Origin of the sequence: Nocardia donostiensis (assembly GCF_002081715.1) — a bacterium.
GTDB classification, from domain to species: Bacteria; Actinomycetota; Actinomycetes; order Mycobacteriales; family Mycobacteriaceae; genus Nocardia; species Nocardia donostiensis.
The window spans coordinates 219451-235258 of sequence record NZ_MUKP01000002.1; the positions used below are offsets into that span (position 1 = coordinate 219451).

15 protein-coding genes are annotated in these 15808 nt (G+C 66.6%); 3 read left to right on the forward strand and 12 right to left on the reverse strand.

Features of this window, described 5'->3' with window-relative positions; translation table 11 throughout:
- Positions 1-97: 97 nt before the first annotated feature.
- The 7 genes from tpiA to uvrC form a co-directional block, all read right to left on the reverse strand.
- Positions 98-883, reverse strand: coding sequence for a triose-phosphate isomerase (tpiA, locus tag B0T44_RS02495; RefSeq protein WP_077115059.1), 786 nt, complete (start codon positions 881-883; stop codon positions 98-100).
- The gene (locus B0T44_RS02500; protein ID WP_077115060.1) at positions 884-2107 is read right to left on the reverse strand and encodes a phosphoglycerate kinase; all 1224 of its coding nucleotides are present in this window, start codon (positions 2105-2107) and stop codon (positions 884-886) included.
- Between the two features lie 12 nt (positions 2108-2119).
- Positions 2120-3139 (reverse strand): type I glyceraldehyde-3-phosphate dehydrogenase, encoded by a 1020-nt coding sequence (gene gap / locus B0T44_RS02505; RefSeq protein ID WP_077115061.1) that lies wholly within the window; start codon positions 3137-3139, stop codon positions 2120-2122.
- Positions 3140-3684: 545 nt separating this feature from the next.
- Complete coding sequence (whiA, locus tag B0T44_RS02510; protein ID WP_077115062.1) at positions 3685-4668, reverse strand: DNA-binding protein WhiA; 984 nt, start codon at positions 4666-4668, stop codon at positions 3685-3687.
- A complete protein-coding gene (locus B0T44_RS02515; RefSeq protein WP_077115063.1) occupies positions 4659-5705 on the reverse strand; it encodes a gluconeogenesis factor YvcK family protein in 1047 nt (348 codons plus the stop codon). Before B0T44_RS02515 ends, whiA begins: the two co-directional genes overlap by 10 nt.
- A complete protein-coding gene (rapZ, locus tag B0T44_RS02520; RefSeq protein WP_077115173.1) occupies positions 5702-6622 on the reverse strand; it encodes an RNase adapter RapZ in 921 nt (306 codons plus the stop codon). Before rapZ ends, B0T44_RS02515 begins: the two co-directional genes overlap by 4 nt.
- Positions 6623-6775: 153 nt before the next feature.
- Positions 6776-8920, reverse strand: a complete 2145-nt coding sequence (gene uvrC / locus B0T44_RS02525; RefSeq protein WP_077115064.1) for an excinuclease ABC subunit UvrC — start codon at positions 8918-8920, stop codon at positions 6776-6778.
- Between the two features lie 95 nt (positions 8921-9015).
- Here uvrC and ggt point away from each other — a divergent pair, with 95 nt between their 5' ends.
- A complete protein-coding gene (gene ggt, locus B0T44_RS02530) occupies positions 9016-10968 on the forward strand; it encodes a gamma-glutamyltransferase (RefSeq protein WP_077115065.1) in 1953 nt (650 codons plus the stop codon).
- A 9-nt stretch (positions 10969-10977) separates the two neighbouring features.
- Here the strand turns inward: ggt and B0T44_RS02535 are convergent, their stop codons facing one another.
- The 4 genes from B0T44_RS02535 to B0T44_RS02550 all read right to left on the reverse strand — a co-directional run bounded on the left by B0T44_RS02535 (position 10978) and on the right by B0T44_RS02550 (position 14071).
- On the reverse strand, positions 10978-11487 hold the full coding sequence (locus B0T44_RS02535) for a PH domain-containing protein (protein WP_081511485.1): 510 nt from the start codon (positions 11485-11487) through the stop codon (positions 10978-10980).
- A 2-nt stretch (positions 11488-11489) separates the two neighbouring features.
- Positions 11490-11969, reverse strand: coding sequence for a 6,7-dimethyl-8-ribityllumazine synthase (ribH, locus tag B0T44_RS02540; protein WP_077115066.1), 480 nt, complete (start codon positions 11967-11969; stop codon positions 11490-11492).
- Positions 11970-11998: 29 nt separating this feature from the next.
- Positions 11999-13243, reverse strand: a complete 1245-nt coding sequence (locus tag B0T44_RS02545) for a bifunctional 3,4-dihydroxy-2-butanone-4-phosphate synthase/GTP cyclohydrolase II (protein WP_077115067.1) — start codon at positions 13241-13243, stop codon at positions 11999-12001.
- A gap of 204 nt (positions 13244-13447) precedes the next feature.
- Positions 13448-14071, reverse strand: a complete 624-nt coding sequence (locus B0T44_RS02550; RefSeq protein ID WP_077115068.1) for a riboflavin synthase — start codon at positions 14069-14071, stop codon at positions 13448-13450.
- A 280-nt stretch (positions 14072-14351) separates the two neighbouring features.
- Here B0T44_RS02550 and B0T44_RS27780 point away from each other — a divergent pair, with 280 nt between their 5' ends.
- Positions 14352-14480: a hypothetical protein gene (locus tag B0T44_RS27780; protein WP_254893648.1), complete on the forward strand. Its 129-nt coding sequence runs from the start codon at positions 14352-14354 to the stop codon at positions 14478-14480.
- Positions 14477-14947 (forward strand): hypothetical protein, encoded by a 471-nt coding sequence (locus tag B0T44_RS02560; RefSeq protein WP_077115070.1) that lies wholly within the window; start codon positions 14477-14479, stop codon positions 14945-14947. Before B0T44_RS27780 ends, B0T44_RS02560 begins: the two co-directional genes overlap by 4 nt.
- 22 nt (positions 14948-14969) lie before the next feature.
- Here B0T44_RS02560 and rpe read toward each other — a convergent pair whose 3' ends face one another.
- A complete protein-coding gene (gene rpe / locus B0T44_RS02565; protein ID WP_077115071.1) occupies positions 14970-15626 on the reverse strand; it encodes a ribulose-phosphate 3-epimerase in 657 nt (218 codons plus the stop codon).
- Positions 15627-15808 lie beyond the last annotated feature (182 nt).

Sequence of the window (15808 nt, forward strand, 5' to 3'; positions counted from 1 at the left end):
TGCCGCACACGAAACGGCAGATGCCCGGCAGCGCGGTTACGAATCGCGCTGCCGGGCATCGTGTCGATATCCCGTTCGAGCGGTCGGCTCGCCAGGGTCAGGGCAGTGGCCCGCCCGCCGCGATCGCCGACAGGGTGGCGAACTCGTCACCCTTGAGTGACGCGCCGCCGACGAGGGCGCCATCGATATCGGGTTGCGCGATGAGTTCACCGACGTTCTTGGCGTTCACCGAACCGCCGTAGAGCACCCGTACCTCCCCGGCCACCTCCGGCGAGGCCAGCTGGGCCAGCTCGCCGCGGATGGCGCCGCACACCTCTTGGGCGTCGGCAGGGGTGGCGACCTTGCCGGTGCCGATCGCCCACACCGGCTCGTAGGCGATGACGACCTGCGCGATCTGCTCGGCCGTCAGCCCTTTGAGCGAACCACGCAACTGTTCGAGGTTGTACTCGACATGCGTGCCCGCGTCCCGGACGTTGAGTCCCTCACCGATGCACACGATGGGGGTGATCTCGTTCTTCAGCGCTTGTTTGGCCTTGGCCAGCACCGTGGCGTCGTCCTCGTTGTGGTACTGGCGTCGTTCCGAATGCCCCACCACCGCGAACGAACAGCCCAGCTTGGCCAGCATGGAGGCGCTGACCTCGCCGGTGTAGGCGCCCGCCTCGTACACCGAAACATCCTGCGCACCATAGGTGATGCGCAGTTTGTCGCCTTCCACCAGCGTTTGCACGCTGCGGATATCGGTGAACGGCGGGATGACCGTGACATCGACGGCGTCGAAGTACTTGTCCGGCAAGGCGAACGCGATCTTCTGCACCAGGGCGATGGCCTCGAGATGGTTGAGGTTCATCTTCCAGTTGCCCGCGATGAGCGGTTTCCTGGCCATCTACGTTTCCTCCGTCTCGTCCAGCACGCTGATACCGGGAAGTTCCTTGCCCTCCAGGTACTCCAGCGACGCACCGCCACCGGTGGAGATATGCGAGAAACCGTCCTCCGGCAACCCAAGTGCCCGCACCGCGGCCGCGGAGTCGCCACCGCCGACAACGGTGAACGCACCCTTACCGGTGGCGGTCACGATCGCCTCGGCGACACCACGGGTGCCCGCGGCGAACTTCTCGAACTCGAACACGCCCATCGGACCGTTCCAGAACACGGTGCGTGCCTCGGTGAGCAATGCGGCGAAGCGGTCCACCGATTCCGGCCCGATGTCCAGTCCCATCCAACCGTCGGGAATCTCGTTGGCCGGGACGATCTTCGCCTCCGCGTCGGCGCCGAACGCGGCGGCCGCCACGATATCGCGAGGCAGATGGATGACATCGGCGTAGCGTTCGAGCAGCTGTGTGCAGGTGTCGATCATCTCTTCCTGCAGCAGCGACGAACCCACCGAAAGCCCCTGCGCGGCAAGGAAGGTGAAGCACATGCCACCACCGATGACCAGGGTGTCGACCTTCGGGGCCAGCGCCTCGATCACGGCCAGCTTGTCCGACACCTTGGAGCCGCCGAGCACCACCGCGTAGGGACGTTCGGTGTTCTCGGTCAGCTTGGCCAACACATCGACCTCGGCGGCGACGAGGGTGCCCGCGTAATGCGGCAGCAGCTTCGCCACGTCATAGACCGAGGCCTGCTTGCGGTGCACCACACCGAAGCCATCGGAGACGAACGCGCCGTCGTCACCGACCAGTTCCACCAGCGCGACAGCCAGTTTTGCCCGCTGCGCGTCGTCTTTGCTGGTTTCGCGCGGATCGAAGCGGATGTTCTCCAGCAGGAGCACATCACCGTCGGTGAGGCCTTCGGATCGGGCGAGGGCGTCCTGGCCGACCACATCACCGGCCAGCTGGACGTTGCGGCCCAGTTCCTCGCCGAGCCGGTCCGCGACCGGCGCCAGCGACAGGGCCGGATCCGGTTCGCCCTTCGGGCGGCCCAGATGCGCGGTGACCACGACCTTGGCGCCTGCCTCGGCGAGTGCCCGGATCGTGGGCGCCGAGGCGATGATGCGGCCGGGGTCGGTGATGACGCCGTTGTCGAGGGGGACGTTGAGGTCGGAGCGCACCAGCACGCCCCGGCCTGCGACCCCGTCGGCCAGCAGATCTTGCAGAGTTTTGACAGTCACTGTCGCCGGTTCCTAGAGCGACTTGGCGACGAGGCCGATGAGGTCGGCGAGGCGGTTGGAGTAACCCCACTCGTTGTCGTACCAGGAGTAGACCTTCACCTGGTCGTCGATGACCTTGGTCAGCGGCGCATCGTAGATCGAGGAGTGTGGATCGGTGACGATATCGCTGGAGACGATCGGGTCGACGCTGTACTTCAGGATGCCCTTCAGCGGACCCTCGGCGGCTGCCTTGAACGCGGCGTTGATCTCGTCGACCGTGGCCTTCTTCTCGAGGTCCGCGGTCAAGTCGGTGATCGAGCCGGTGGGAATCGGCACCCGCAGCGAGTAGCCGTCGAGCTTGCCGTTGAGTTCGGGCAGCACCAGGCCGATGGCCTTGGCCGCACCGGTGCTGGTCGGCACGATGTTCACCGCGGCGGCGCGGGCGCGACGCAGGTCTTTGTGCGGGCCGTCCTGCAGGTTCTGATCCTGCGTGTAGGCGTGGATGGTGGTCATCAAGCCCTTGACGATGCCGAACTCGTCGTGCAGCACCTTGGCCAGCGGGCCGAGGCAGTTGGTGGTGCAGGACGCGTTGGAGATGATGTTCTGGCTGCCGTCGTAGGCGCTGTCGTTGACGCCCATCACCACGGTCAGGTCCTCGCCCTTGGCGGGGGCCGAGATGATGACCTTCTTGGCGCCGGCGGCCAGGTGGCCCTTGGCCTTGGTGGCGTCGGTGAAGATGCCGGTCGATTCGACGACGACGTCGACACCCAGGTCGCCCCACGGCAGCGCGGCGGGGCCTTCCTTGATGGCCAGCGCCTTGATCCGCTGGTCGCCGACCACGATGGTGTCCTCGCCGTCGAGCGACACCTCCTTGGGCAGCCTGCCCAGGATCGAGTCGTATTTCAGCAGCGTGGCCAGGGTCGCGTTGTCGGTGAGGTCGTTGACCGCGACGATCTCGATGTCGGTGGTGCCGAGCGCCTTCTGCGCTTCGACCGCCCTGAAGAAGTTACGGCCGATACGACCGAAGCCGTTGATGCCTACCCGGACAGTCACGATATCGCTCCTCAGCTTTCAAACGGATTTGTTCCGATGTCTGTTTACAGTAGTGCCCGGCCCTCACCTCACCGGCATGCGGCTCGCCCCGATGGGTACCCTCCGAGCCCGGGCAGCGCAGCACCATACGAAGGGCGATTCCGATATACCCGAGCCCGGCACGCTCACCACCGGACAGCCGATGCGATTTCAGGCAAACCCGGCATCGCACCGGAAGCGCCCCCGTACCGGCTACGACCGCTGTCAGCACACTCGCCGCGAGGCGCTGTTCCGATACCGCTGCACCGACCCGAGACCTGGCGAATCGCGGAAATGCTCACCCGTTTTGCGGCCCAGCTCACGGTTCCGCTCTCGCAGCCCCCGCGCCGCACTCCTTGGAGCTCCTGAACCGCGGCCCGTTCCCCACTCCCAGCCCCCTCCGGTTTGCGGCCCGGCTCGCGTTTCAACCCTCGCAGCGCATGCGCCGAAAGCGCGAGTCGCGAGGGCTGAAACGCGAGCCACAAAGGGGCCGCAAACCCCGTCGCGCCGGAGGCGCGACCATAAACTCAAGCCTCGTCGAGCAGCTCTGCGGTGACTGCCGATTCGGTATCGGGCACCCCGAGTTCCTTGGCGCGCCGGTCTGCCATCGACAGCAGTCGTCGGATACGGCCCGCTACAGCGTCTTTGGTCATTGGTGGATCGGCGAGCTGGCCGAGTTCTTCCAGGGATGCTTGCCGGTGTTGGACGCGCAATTTGCCTGCCGCGGCCAGGTGGGCGGGTACATCGTCGCCGAGTAGTTCCAGGGCGCGTTCCACTCGGGCGGCTGCGGCGACGGCGGCGCGAGCTGAGCGGCGCAGGTTGGCGTCGTCGAAATTGGCCAGTCGGTTGGCGGTGGCGCGCACTTCGCGCCGCATTCGGCGTTCTTCCCAGGTCAGTCGGGTGTCTTGGGCGCCCATTCTGGTGAGTAGCGCGCCGATGGCTTCGCCGTCGCGGACTACGACTCGGTCGGTGCCGCGTACTTCGCGGGCTTTGGCGGAGATGCCGAGTCTGCGGGCCGCCCCGACCAGAGCCAGCGCTGCTTCGGGTCCTGGGCAGCTGACTTCGAGTGCTGAGGAGCGGCCGGGTTCGGTGAGTGAACCGTGGGCGAGGAACGCTCCGCGCCATGCGGCTTCGGCGTCGCCGATGCTGCCGCCGACGACTTGGGCGGGCAGTCCGCGTACCGGCCGGCCTCGCACATCGAGCAGCCCGGTCTGGCGGGCCAGTGCCTCGCCTTCCTTGGAGACTCGTACCACGTAGCGGGAGGTTTTGCGTAGCCCACCCGCGCCGAGCACATGTACATCCGAACCGTAACCGTAGAGTTCGAAGATTTCGCGGCGCAGCCTGCGCGCGATGGAGCCCATGTCCACTTCGGCTTCGACGATCACTCGCCCACCGACGATGTGCAGGCCTCCGGCGAACCGCAGCAAGGCGGACAGCTCCGCCTTGCGCGCGCTCACCTGTGTTACGGCGAGTCTGCTCAGCTCGTCCTTCACTTCGGCTGTCATCGCCACGAGACGCGCTCCTTTCCACCCAACCCGGACCGCACATCCTGACCCATGTGCCGTCCCTCGACTCGAAGCCCTGACATTTGCGGCCGAGGTTCCCGGATCAGTTGATCCAGTGCGGCGGCAAGTTTCCCGGGATGATGCCGGTCCGTTCCCGCGTCGGCGACATCGGAAAAGACTACTCGTGCCCGCAACTGTTCGGCAGCCCTTGCCACATGTTCGCGTTCCCGGCCCTCGCGCACGCATCCCGCGTCGACCAGTACATCGTCGACCGCGAAATCCGGTGCGTGCTGGGACAATACATGCAGGTGCCGTTCCGCGGAGAATCCGGCTGTCTCCCCGGGTTCGGCGGCGAGGTTGAGCACCAGCACTTTTCGCGCCCTGGTGTACACCAGTGCGTCGCGCAGTTCCGGCACCAGCACGTGCGGTATCACACTGGTGAACCATGATCCGGGGCCGAGCACGATCACGTCGGCGTGTTCGATGGCCGAGGTGGCTGCGGGGCAGGCGGGCGGGTCCGATGGGATCAACCGCACCCGCCGCACCTTGCCCGGCGTTGTGGCCACAGCCACTTGGCCGCGGATACAGCGACTCACGCGGGGGTCGGCTTCCAGTCCGGAGACATCGGCCTCGATGTCGAGGGCGATGGACGACATGGGCAGCACCCGCCCGGTCACCCCGAGCATTGTCCCCATCTGGTCCAGGGCGGCCACCGGGTCGCCCAGCACCTCGGTGAGCCCGGCCAGGATCAGGTTGCCGACCGAATGACCGGCCAGTGCCCCCGTCCCGCCGAACCGGTGCTGCACGGTGCGGGTCCATACGCCGTCGGATTCGGCGGCCAGCGCCGCAAGTGCCATCCGCAGATCGCCCGGCGGCGGCACGCCCAGTTCGGCGCGTAGCCTGCCCGAGGAACCGCCGTCGTCGGCGACCGTGACCACCGCGCAGATCTTCCTCGTCAATCGGCGTACCGCGCTCAGCGTCGCGTACAGGCCGTGCCCGCCGCCGAGGGCGACAATGGCGGGGTTGGCCTCCCAGCCCGTCATTCGCGCCCCAGATCCCGGTGCACCACCCGCACCACGTCGACCGGAGCATCGCTGTCGGTTTCGATGCCGTCGCCCATCAGTTGGCCCAGCGCCTCGGCGATCGCCACGCTGCGGTGCCGACCACCGGTGCAGCCCACTGCGACCGTCATGTATCGCTTCCCCTCTTGGCGGTAACCGTTCGTGGTCAGGTCGAGCAGGTGGTGGCAGGTGCGCAGGAAATCCTCGGCACCCGGTCGGGACAGCACGTACTCACTGACCACGGTCTCCTGCCCGGTGTGCTGCCGGAGTTCGGGCACCCAATGCGGATTGGGCAGGAAACGCACATCCAACACCATGTCCGCGTCCAGCGGGACACCGTACTTGAATCCGAACGATTGCACCGTCAGTTGCAGCGCGGCGGGCGCGCCGCCGCCGTAGACCTCTTCCAGTTTGCGGTGCAGCTGGTGGATCGACAGTTCGGTGGTGTCGATGACGACGTCGGCCGCGGCTTTCACCGTCGAGAGCCGGACCCGTTCGGCGGCGATACCCGCCGACAGGGTGCCGTCGTCGCTTTCGCTCTGCAGCGGATGGCGGCGGCGGGCGAAACCGAAGCGGCGGATCAGCACATCGTCGGAGGCTTCCAGGAACAGCACCCGGGTGGGCACGCCGCGCGCCCGCAACTGTTCGGTGACGACGGACAGGTCACCGGTGAAGAACCGGCTGCGCACGTCCATCACGATGGCCAGCCGCCGGATCGGCGGGTCCGCCGAGGCGCCCAGTTCGACCATCCGCCCGATCAGCTCTGGAGGCAGGTTGTCTGTGACGTACCAGCCGAGATCTTCCAGCACCCGGGCGGCGGTACCGCGTCCCGCACCGGATAGCCCGGTGACCATGACGACTTCCACCCGAGCGCCGAGCTGTCTGGCTCGGTCCCCCATGTTTGCCGCACTGTTGTTCGATTCGACGCGTGTCATGTACCACCGGATCTGTGTCTAGGCTGCCTTTCGATCATCCCGCACCGGTACTGCTATCCGGCGCAGACACAACGTACGCGACGCACCCCGATGGGCGTCGCCGGGCATAGCCCGCCCCTAACTTCCGTGCAGCGCGGCCAGCACCGCTTCGGCGGTTGCCCGGCCGATACCGGGTACCTCGGTGATCTCCTCCACCGTCGCTTCTTTGATTCGGGCCACCGAACCGAAGTGCGTGACCAGCGCGGTTCGTCGTGCCGTGCCCAGCCCGCGCACCGAGTCCAGAGCGGATGCGGTCATCCGGCGCGAGCGTTTGCTGCGGTGGAAGGTGATTGCGAAACGGTGTGCCTCGTCGCGCACCCGCTGCAGCAGATACAGCGCTTCGCTGGTGCGTGGCATGATCACCGGGTCCGGTTCGCCCGGCACCCATACTTCTTCGAGGCGTTTGGCCAGGCCGATCACTGCCACGTCGGTGATACCCAGCTCGTCGAGCACCTCGGCGGCCGCCGCGACCTGCGGTGCGCCGCCGTCGACCACGTACAAGTTGGGCGGGTAGGCGAATTTTCGTGGGCGGCCGGTCTGCGGGTCTATACCGGGCCGGGAGGTGAGTTCGGCGTCGGTGTCGAGCAGCCCACCCGAACCGATGCCCGGATCCGCCGGACCGGTCTCTTCCTCGGCGAGGCCAGGGACGGTCGCATGGTCGCGCGCACTATCGGCAGTGCCGGTGTCTGTGACACTCCCGGTGATCGTGTGCCCGCCGGAGGTCTCCGCGGTGTCGAGTTCCGCGCGTTCGGCGGCGTCGCGGTCGCGGCGTAACCGGATGAATCGGCGCCTGGTCACCTCCGCGATGCTGGCGACGTCATCGGAGCGGCCTTCGCCGGCCGCCTCCCGGATCGCGTAGTGACGGTATTCGGATTTGCGCGGCAACCCGTCCTCGAACACCACCAGGGATGCCACCACATCGGTGCCCTGTACATGGCTGATATCGACGCATTCGATACGCAACGGCGCGGTGTCCAGGTCGAGTGCGTCCTGGATATCCTGCAGGGCGGCCGACCGGGAGGTCAGGTCGCCCGCGCGGCGCAGCTTGTGCTGGGCCAGCGCTTCGTGCGCATTGCGCTGCACGGTTTCGGCGAGCGCTTTCTTGTCCCCGCGCTGCGGTACGCGCAGCTGCACGGCGGACCCGCGCAACCGCGTCAGCCACTCCTGCAGTTCTTCGCTGTCGGCGGGCAGCGCGGGCACCAACACTTCGCGCGGTACCACGGCGGCGGGTTGTTCGCCTGCGCTCTGCTGGGCCACCGCCACCTGTTCGCCGTAGAACTGGGGCAGGAACTGTTCGACCAGCGCGGCCAGTTCACCGCCGGCTTCCGGGACGTCGACGGCGTCGCCGGATTTGTCGACCACCCAGCCGCGTTGGCCACGCACCCGCCCGTCGCGGACGTGGAAGATCTGTACCGCGACCTCGAGCTCGTCGGCGGCGAAGGCGATGACGTCGGCATCGGTGCCGGTGCCGAGCACCACCGCCTGTTTCTCCAGGGCGCGGCGCAGCGCCTGCACATCGTCGCGCAGCCGGGCGGCGGTTTCGAAGTCCAGCTCCTCGGCGGCGGCATGCATCCGCTTCTCCAGATCACGCACCATCCGGTCGGTGCGTCCGGCGAGGAAATCGCAGAAGTCGTCCACGATGCGCCGATGCTCGACGGCATCCACCCGGCCCACACACGGCGCGGAGCATTTGTCGATGTAACCGAGCAGGCAGGGACGCCCGATCTGGCTGTGCCGTTTGAATACGCCGCTGGAACAAGTGCGCGCCGGGAACACTCGCAGCAGCAGGTCCAGCGTTTCCCTGATGGCCCACGCATGCGCGTACGGGCCGAAATAGCGGACGCCTTTCTTGCGTGCCCCGCGGTAGACGAACAGACGCGGATACTCCTCGTTCAGGGTGACGGCCAGCACCGGATAGGATTTGTCGTCGCGGTAACGCACGTTGAACCGCGGATCGAACTCTTTGATCCAGTTGTATTCCAGCTGCAGCGCCTCGACCTCGGTGGACACCACCGTCCACTCGACACTCGCCGCGGTGGTCACCATCTGCCTGGTCCGCGGGTGCAGGGACGCGATATCGGCGAAGTAGGAGTTCAACCGGGCGCGTAGGCTCTTGGCCTTGCCGACGTAGATGACTCGGCCGTACCCGTCGCGGAATTTGTAGACACCGGGTTCGACGGGAATCGTGCCCGGCTTCGGCCGGTACGTCGCGGGATCTGCCACGAAACCAGCCTATCGAGCGGCACCGACAGCCTGGGCAGGGCCGGGGCGCGACGAAAACCGTGTCGGGTGTCGGTGGCTGCGGTTACAGTCCGCCTATGAAGCGAGCGCGACGGATCTGGGGTGGGGCGGCGCTGGCGCTGGCGCTGATCGCCGGAGTGACGAGCGGATGTTCCAGCGAAACCGATCGGGCGGACGCATGTGTGAGCGTGCCCAACGGCACCCCGGTCGCCACCACCGCAGCGCCGGGCACGAGCTCGCCGACAACGCAGAACCTCGCCACCAATCCCGAGATCGCGACCGGCTACCGCAGCGATATGACGGCGGTGCGCACGGCGAGCTACGCGGTGTCCACCGCCAATCCGTTGGCCACCCGGGCCGCTTGCGGGGTGCTGCGCGACGGTGGTACCGCCGCCGACGCGCTGATCACCGCCCAGACCGTGCTGGGTCTGGTGGAACCGCAGGCCTCCGGTATCGGCGGCGGCGCCTTCCTGCTGTATTACGATGCCGGTGACGGCGCCGTCACCGCCTACGACGGTCGCGAGACCGCGCCCGCGGCAGCCACCCAGAACTATCTGCGCTGGATCAGCGACACCGACCGCAGTGAACCGAAACCCAATGCCCGTGCCAGCGGTCGGTCGATCGGCGTGCCCGGCGTACTGCGCATGCTGGAGTCGGCCCATCGCGAGCACGGCGAGACCGCGTGGCGGGACCTGTTCGAACCGGCGGTGTCACTGGCCGACCAAGGTTTCCAGATCAGCCCGCGGCTGGCGAGCCAGATCGCCGCATCCGCCGGTGACCTTGCCCGCGACCCCGCCGCGGCGGACTATTTCCTGGAACCGGACGGCTCGGCGAAGCCTGCGGGCACGATGCTGACCAATCCGGCGATGTCGAAAACGTTGAACTCCATCGCCGCCGACGGCGCGGACGCCTTCTACACCGGCCCCATCGCCCGCGACATAGTGGCAGTCGCGACGTCGCAGACCGGCGACCGCACCCCGAGCCTGATCACCACCGAAGACCTCGCCGGCTACCAGCCGAAGACACGGACCGCATTGTGCACCGGTTACCGCGAACACGAGATCTGCGGTATGCCAGCACCGTCGTCGGGCGGGATCACCGTGGCCGCGACGCTGGGCATCCTGGAGAACTTCGACCTCGCCGCGATCGGCCCGCACGACGTCGACCGCAACGGCGGGAAACCGACAGCCGAGGCGGTGCACCTGATCTCCGAGGCCGAACGTCTGGCCTACGCCGACCGCGACAAATACGTCGCCGATACCGATTTCGTACCACTGCCAGGCAATTCGGCGCAGACCCTGCTCGATGACGGCTACCTGTCCCAGCGCGCGAAACTCATCGATCCGGAAAGCAGTATGGGCACGGCGCAACCCGGCGATTTCGGCCCCGTCCCCGTCGGCGTAGGACCGCAACCTCCCGAGCACGGCACCAGCCATATCTCGATCGTCGACTCCCACGGCAACGCGGCCGCTATGACCACCACCGTCGAATCCGCTTTCGGCTCGTTCCACATGGTCGACGGTTTTCTGCTCAACAACCAGCTCACCGATTTCGCCGCCGACCCGCTCGGTGCGGACGGGCTGCCCGTCGCGAACCGCGTGGAACCCGGAAAACGTCCCCGCAGCTCGATGAGCCCGACCCTGGTGTTCGACCGCGGCCCCGACGGCGAGCGTGGCGCGCTCACCCATGTCACCGGTTCCCCCGGCGGCTCGGTGATCATCCAGTTCGTGGTGAAAACACTGGTCGGGATGTTGGATTGGGGGCTCGACCCCCAGCAGGCGGTCTCGGCGGTAGCGTTCGGTGCGGCCAACACGCCCGTCACCGGCGTCGGCGGTGAACATCCATCGATAAACCCCCGCGACGACGGAGCCCACGACCCGCTGGTACAGCGATTACGCGAACTCGGCCATCAAGTGTCGGTCGCACCGCAGTCCAGCGGACTGAGTACCCTGCAACGCGACGGGGACGCGGGATGGATCGGCGGCGCCGACCCGCGCCGCGAGGGCGAAGTACTCGGCGACACTCGCTGAAACGCGGCGTCACCGACCCGCTTCGCTGTACTTCGCACCCAACTCCCGCAACCGTTGCAACGCGGCCGCCGCATACTCCTTGTCGTTGGCACGGATCGCCAGCATCGGCACATACTCGTCGCCGACCAATTCGAGCCGCGCCCACGACTTACGATCCGGGAACGACACGCCGCGAATATGCTGCCAGCCGAACTCGTTGTCGCCCAGCACATTACGCACCACAACCCCGCGCGGACCCACCCGCACCCGCGGCCGCGTCAACAACAGCACCGCGGCGGCTCCTAGCACACCGATTCCCGCCATCGCGAACTGGTCGGCCACCCGGAAATTCACCCCGGTGTACCCGGTGCGCAAAAAAACACCAAGCGTGGTGAACACCACCACCAACAGCACCGCAACCACCACAGCAGTACGGCGAGCCCGGCGCGGACGGACCTCCAGATCCCATTCCGGCCGACCGACCACCGCACCGGCGGCACCCGCCGGCTCATTCCTACGCCAGATCCGGACGACAGGCATCTTTACTTCGACGCGCGCAACGTACGCAAGGTCAACGCCGCATCCAACGCGGCCGCGCACGCCTGCTCGCCCTTGTCCTCGGCCGAACCCGGCAAACCCGCCCGGTCCAGCGCCTGCTTTTCGTTGTTGGTGGTCAACACACCATTGGCGACCGGTGTCCGCTCATCCAGCGACACCCGCGTCAACCCCGCAGTCACCGCATCACACACATAGTCGAAATGCGGAGTGTCACCCCGAATCACCACCCCCAACGCCACCACGGCGTCATGAGTGCGCGCCAACTCCTGAGCCACCACCGGCAACTCCATCGCACCGGCGCACCGCACCACCGTCACCTGACGAACCCCCGCCTCCTTGGCGACGCGTTCGGCGTTCGCGACCAACGTGTCACAGATCTCGGTATGCCAGCGCGACGCGACGATGCCCAACGCGAGTTCCTTGGCATCCTCGAGCGCGAAACTCGGTACCCCGGTACCGCTCATCGGTTCTCAGCCTCTTTCCCGAATCGACATCACTGTGCGGTCTCGCCCAGATCCAGATCATCCAAACCGACCAGGTCGTGACCCATCCGGTCACGTTTGGTCCGCAGATAACGCAGATTCTCGGCATTGGCCCGCACCGGCATCGGCACCCGCTCGGTGATCCGCAGCCCGTAACCATCCAACCCGACCCGTTTCGCCGGATTATTGGTGAGCAGCCGCATCGAACGAATACCGAGATCGACCAGAATCTGCGCACCCGTCCCGTAATCACGAGCATCGGCGGGCAACCCCAGCTCGATATTCGCATCCACGGTGTCATGACCGGAATCCTGCAACTGATACGCCTGCAGCTTGTGCATCAAACCGATGCCACGGCCCTCGTGCCCACGCATATACAGCACAACGCCGCGACCCTCCCGGGCCACCATCTCCAGCGCCGCATCCAACTGCGGACCGCAGTCACAACGCAACGAACCGAACACGTCACCGGTCAAGCATTCCGAATGCACCCGCACCAGCACATCATCGCCGTCGAGAATATCGCCGCGCACCAGCGCCACATGCTCGACCTCGTCGTAAATGCTCTGATACCCGACCGCGGTGAACTCGCCGTGCACAGTGGGGATCCGCGCCTCCGCGACCCGCACCACATGCTTTTCGTGTTTACGACGCCACGCGATCATATCCGCGATCGAAATCAGCGCCAGCTCATGCTCATCGGCGAAAACCCGCAGCTCATCGGTGCGAGCCATATGCCCGTCATCCTTCTGGCTGACGATTTCGCAGATCACCCCGGCAGGCCGCAAACCGGCCATCCGCGCCAAATCCACCGCCGCCTCGGTATGCCCCGGCCTGCGCAACACCCCGCCGTCCTTCGCGCGCAACGGCACCACATGCCCAGGCCGGGTGAAATCATCGGCCTTCGCATCCGCATCAGCCAGCAAACGAATCGTCCGCGCCCGATCCGCGCCCGAGATACCGGTCGAAATGCCCTCCCTGGCATCCACCGACACCGTGTACGCGGTCCCGTGTTTGTCCTGATTCAACGCATACATCGGCGGCAAACCAAGCCGATCACAATCGGCACCGGTCAACGGCACACAGATGTAGCCGGAGGTGTAGCGGATCATAAAAGCCATCAACTCCGGAGTGGCCTTCTCCGCCGCGAAGATGAGGTCGCCCTCGTTCTCCCGATCCTCGTCGTCGACGACGACGACCGGCTTACCGGCCGCGATATCGGCGACTGCGCGCTCGATGGTGTCGAACCTGGTCACGTCTGCTGTGCTCCATCTCCCATAAGGTGCCCACTCACACTACTGTGTTGGATTTGCCGCGCTGGCGCGCGGCGGGTTCGCGGCCCCTTGTGGCTCGCGTTCCGGGGCTCGTAAGACTCGTCCGGGCGGGGTTGGGGGTGCTCGGAGAGTCCCACGGGCCTGGGGTGCAGCGCTCCGGTGTGGGGCCGGAGCGGCTCGGGGTGCTCATCCGCGCTGGTGGAGGCGTTCGACGTATTTGGCGATGACGTCCACCTCGAGGTTGACCTTGGTGCCGGGGGCGGTGGCGCCGAGGTTGGTGAGCGAGAGGGTGGTGGGGATCAGGGAAACTTCGAACCAGTCGGCGGCGCCGTCGGCGGCGGGGGTTTCCGTGCGGCCGAGAGCGGAGACGGTGAGGGAGATGCCGTCGACGGTGATCGAACCTTTTTCCACGACATATTTGGCGACGGGGCCGGGCAGCGAGATGCGCACGACCTCCCAGTTCTGCGACGGGGTGCGGGAGAGGACGGTGCCGGTGCCGTCGACATGTCCCTGCACGATATGGCCGCCGAGCCTGCTGTTGACGGCGGCGGCGCGTTCCAGGTTGACCTTCGCGCCCGGGCCGAGTCCGCCGATGCTGGAGCGGGCGAGGGTTTCACCCATCACGTCGACAGTGAATGTATCGCCGTCGACGACGTCGACCACGGTCAGGCAAACACCGTTGACGGCGATCGAATCACCGTGCCCGGCATCGGAGGTCACCAGCTTGCCCCGGATGGTGAACCGTGCCGAGTCCGCCAGTTGCTCGGTGGCGACGATCTCACCCAGCTCCTCGACGATGCCTGTGAACATGCCCTACTCCGTTTCCCTCATACCTTCCGGTGATCAACAGCGCGAACCGGGAGAGGTATTCCCAGCAGCCGTCATCTCCGCCCAGCGTAACGAGGCTCCGACAGAGCGCGACGCGGAGCACATTGTGCGCGTCAGCGCACCGATAACACAGCACTTCACAGTATGGTGAGGGTTCGGCATAACCGCTGTGGGGGCGGGTACTGCGATCGACGGGGGGCAGTTCGACCAGCATGTTTCAGCAGTTTCCTGGCAAGTTCACTACTCGAGGAAGCCGAACACCGTGGCTGAATTCATGAACGACACGCATGTGACGGATTCGGGCGCGGCGCAGCGCCGCATTGTTCCGCCCGGCCCCGGGCAGCGCGACGGCGACCACATCCGCACCCGCGCTGCGGGCGGTGCCCGTTGACAACATTCGTCGATTCCACGCTCGAGGATCGCTGCCTGCGTTACCGCCGCGAATTCCAGCTCCCCGCCGTTATCGATCCCACGTCGCGTCACATTCTGCTCTATGTCGGCGCTCGATGTGGGGCTGTCACGATGCCCACGGAGCTCGGTGAGCAGGTGCGCCAGCGGCTGCGGCTCGCGGGTATCGCCGGGCCGGTCGTGGCTCATCCCAGGGCGCGGCGCTGGACGTTCCTCACCGGTCCCACCCAGCCCGACAGCATCAGCGTGACCGCGGCGGCGGAGTTGTTCCGGCTCTACACGACGGTTGCCTGCGGGGGCAGTCAGATCGTGCTGCCCTCCCCTGAGGACGAACGCACCGGTTACCGCACCTGGGTGCAGAGCCCGCAGACCACCGCGGACCGGCCGCCGCAAAGCTTCGTCGTCGATGCCGCCCGGGATGCCGGTGCGTCGAGAACCCCTGGGCGGTGAGCTCGCAGGCGCAGGACGGGTGTCAGTGGGTTCGGGCCTTCGCCGCCTGCTGCCGCAGCGCTTCGACCGTCGCGCCGGGGTCGGTGGTGTTGTAGACAGCCGAGCCGGCGACGAAGCAGTCGATACCCGCCTCGGCCGCGGCCTCGATGGTGTCGTTGTTGATTCCGCCGTCGATTTCCACGATCAGCCGCAGTTCCCCGGAATCGACCAGTCGCCGCACTGTCCGCGCTTTGTCCAGCACGTGCGGGATGAAGGATTGGCCGCCGAAACCGGGCTCCACACTCATCACCAGCAGGGTGTCGAAATCGCGCAGGATCTCCAGGTACGGCTCGATCGGTGTGTTCGGTTTCACCGAGAGCCCGGCCTTGGCGCCCGCGGCGCGGATATCGCGGGCCACCGCGACAGGATCATCGGTGGCCTCTGCGTGGAAGGTCACGTTGTGGGCGCCTGCTTCGGCGTAGGGGGGCGCCCACCTGCCCGGGTCCTCGATCATCAGATGGCAGTCCAGCGGGATATCGGTGGCCTTCAGCAGGCTCTGCACCACGGGAAGCCCGAGCGTCAGGTTCGGCACGAAATGCGCATCCATCACGTCGACGTGCAACCAGTCGGCGCTCGACACGGCCCGCGCCTCGTCGGCGAGGTAGGCGAAATCGGCGGAGAGGATGGACGGGGCGATCATGGGGCTTGCGGGGCGGGTGAAGGTCTGCGTGGACACAACGCGGCAGTGTAGTCTGCCGGTGGTCACCACCCTGCCGGGCAATCGCGACCCTCGGCTCGGTGCCGCGGTCGTGGTGCTGCGTGGGTTGCCGGAACCGAGAGTGGGTAGCCTTCAAAACGTGATCAACATTTCGGCGGAAAAGG